Origin of the sequence: Streptomyces sp. NPDC002130, from assembly GCF_040296465.1 — a bacterium.
GTDB lineage: Bacteria > Actinomycetota > Actinomycetes > Streptomycetales > Streptomycetaceae > Streptomyces.
In genome coordinates this window covers 1-2623 of record NZ_JBEOXI010000526.1, presented here as the reverse complement: position 1 = coordinate 2623, position 2623 = coordinate 1, and the positions used below count along the sequence as shown (strand labels likewise).

Genomic DNA, 2623 nt, shown 5'->3' with positions numbered 1-2623 from the left:
CGGCGTGACCACTCCGACTCGGGGACCCGATCGCCCCAGTAGGTGCGGCCTGCCGCGTCGGCGGTGAACGTACTCGGGGTCGCCGACGACCTCGATGTTCTCGAAGCGGGGAAGCAACTCCTCCCACAGAATCCGCAGCTGCATTTCGGCCAGTCGATTGCCCATACACCGGTGTACACCGAATCCGAACGCGATGTGATTGCGCGCATTGGCGCGATCGATGATGAAATCATCAGGATTCTCGAAAACGCGTTCGTCGCGGTTACCCGAGGCGTACCACATCACCAGTTTGTCGCCCTTGCGGATGAATTGTCCGTTCAGAACGGTGTCGGCTTTGGCGATTCGGCGCATGTACGCCAATGGTGTTTGCCATCGGATGATTTCCGAGTTCATGTTGGGGATCAAATCGGGATTGGCCTTCAGTTTCTCGAACTGGTCGGGGAATTGGTTCAACGCAAGAACGCCACCGCTCATCGAGTTTCGCGTCGTGTCGTTGCCACCGACGATCAGCAGTACGAGGTTGCCCAGAAATTCCATCGGACGATCGATCAGATCCTTGGTGTCCTCGTTGCTCTGCAACATGGTGATCAGATCGAAACCGGACTCTTCCCCTACAGACCTCCTGGCTGCTTTGTCATGCCAGAGAGCGCTGAGGCCACGGGCCATGTCACGCATGCCTTCAAACACCTCGTCGTTGTCCGAGGGCCCACCGTTGGCTTGCTCCATCGAGGTTGCCAGATCAGACCAGTAGACGAGTTTGCGGCGTTGTTCGTAGGGGAAATCCAGAAGAGTTGCGAGCATCCGAGCTGTCAACTCGATCGAGACATTCTGAACCCAGTCGAACGGCTCGTTCAAGGGGAGGTCGTCCAGCACCTCCTGCACGCGTGATCGGATGAGTCCCTCCATCTCCCGGAGGTTCTTCGGTGCGACCACGCCTTGGACGGCAGCCCTCTGTCTGTCGTGGCGTGGTGGGTCCATCGCGATGAACATCTCGATATCGAGAAACCGGGGCGGGACGCCGATGACGATGAACGGCTCGGCGGAAAACAGCGCATGATTTTTGTCGACGGCCACGATATCGGCATGGCGCGTGACCGACCAGAACGGGCCGAACGGACTGTTGGGTTGGTAGTGAACCGGTGCCTCGTTGCGCACCCGTTCGAAGTACGACTGCCACCGCCCTTGTCTGTAAAGGAAGGGGTTACTGAGGTCGATGTCGGCGAGCTCGACATCCTCGACCGGTGGGATGGGACTTTCGACGAAGATCTTCTTGCCATTCGTTCCAGTCACCCACCGTCGGGTCTTGTCGTACAGATGAGCGCCCTGGATCTGCAGGCCTATCGGGATGGTCGACTGGACCTTGTCGGTGATCGACTCAGAAACTTTCATGCTGTCGTGCCTGCCTTTCGCATATCACAGTTGGAATTCAGGTGTTCGAACGATCAGGCCATCCCACGCTTCCGAGGCCACCATCTGGCACGACAACCGAGAAGTGGGTTCACGCTCGGGGTTCATCGCCAGCATCTCCTCCTCGTCGGCGCCGGACAGACCCACCTCTGTTGACCACTGCGGGTCGACGATCACATGGCAGGTGCCACAGGCCGTTTCCCCTCCACAGTCTCCATCGATCCCCGGCACAGCATTGTCGGTTGCAATCTGCATCAGCGATCGACCTTCGACCAGAGCCGCCTCGTGCTTCTCACCATCGTGGGCGACGAAAGTTACAGCTGCCATGTCAACTCCTCGTTTCCGGCGTGATTGAGGAAAGTGTCGTCGCGAACGCGGGTGACGGCTATGTTCGGTGGAGTCATAAACTTGTGAATTCGGGTCAAAGGGGTCACCGTGAAGCTGAGCGATGAGGGTGTGCCGCCGCTTGCGTTCGTGCAGTTGCTCGAACGCCGCGCACTCGACCCGGACGCCGCCGCGCGGCTTCGTGCGATCATGCACCGCGAAGGAACCAGTGAAGCGACGCTCATTCAGCATGACGTTCAGGCACCGATACGGTGGTTTCGGGAGGTCTACCCCGAACTCGATATCGCCCAGGCCACTCGACTCGGATTTGCGTTTGCCGAGCAGGCCCAGTTGACATCGTTCGGGCCTCTGAGTTCACCTTTGATCAGTGCTGGTTCGGTCGCCGAGATCGTCGATCTCCTGACATACCTGCCATTGATCTCCACGGCGTTGAAGTCGCAGTTCCATACTGGCGACTACGGTCTGATCGTCGGGCTCACTGCGCATACAGGCGATTCCGCACTGGACTGCTTGGTCATCACCTACGGTGGGTCGGCGTTACTACGACTGCTGGACATGCTCGCCGGTGACATATCGCCGGTGACACTCCATCTGAGCTGGCCGGAGCCGGCCGAGGTGGTGAGCCACGACGAAGGTCCGGGGTCGAATCGCCGATTCTTCGACGCTCCGATTTCCTTCGTCCACGTACCCGAGGACACCCTCAACAAGGCTTGTCGGTTCTCGGACCCTCTCGCATATCGACTCGCTATCGCTGATCTGCAACGAATACTCCCGTTCTTCACCATAGAGCTCATCCTCAGTGAGCTCATCACCAACGCCATCCGTTACGGCTCCGGACCGATCCACGTACGGCTGATCCGTGACCGCACGC

General features: G+C 58.9%; 2 protein-coding genes and 1 pseudogene. 1 reads left to right on the top strand and 2 read right to left on the bottom strand.

Going from position 1 to position 2623, the window contains the following annotated elements; translation table 11 throughout:
- Both ABT116_RS42220 and ABT116_RS42215 read right to left on the bottom strand, forming a co-directional pair.
- On the bottom strand, nucleotides 1-1389 hold a 1389-nt coding region (locus tag ABT116_RS42220), incomplete at its 3' end, for a cytochrome P450 (protein WP_351645747.1).
- A gap of 24 nt (nucleotides 1390-1413) precedes the next feature.
- A complete protein-coding gene (locus tag ABT116_RS42215; protein ID WP_054827572.1) occupies nucleotides 1414-1734 on the bottom strand; it encodes a 2Fe-2S iron-sulfur cluster-binding protein in 321 nt (106 codons plus the stop codon).
- Nucleotides 1735-1941: 207 nt separating this feature from the next.
- Between ABT116_RS42215 and ABT116_RS42210 the strand changes: the two are divergent.
- Nucleotides 1942-2394 (top strand): annotated as a pseudogene (locus ABT116_RS42210) (hypothetical protein); the annotation flags it as partial.
- Between the last annotated feature and the right edge of the window lie 229 nt (nucleotides 2395-2623).

Excerpts from the sequence above, each read along its gene's own strand:
- ABT116_RS42215 (WP_054827572.1), bottom strand. The coding sequence starts at position 1,734 with ATGGCAGCTGTAACTTTCGTCGCCCACGATGGTGAGAAGCACGAGGCG.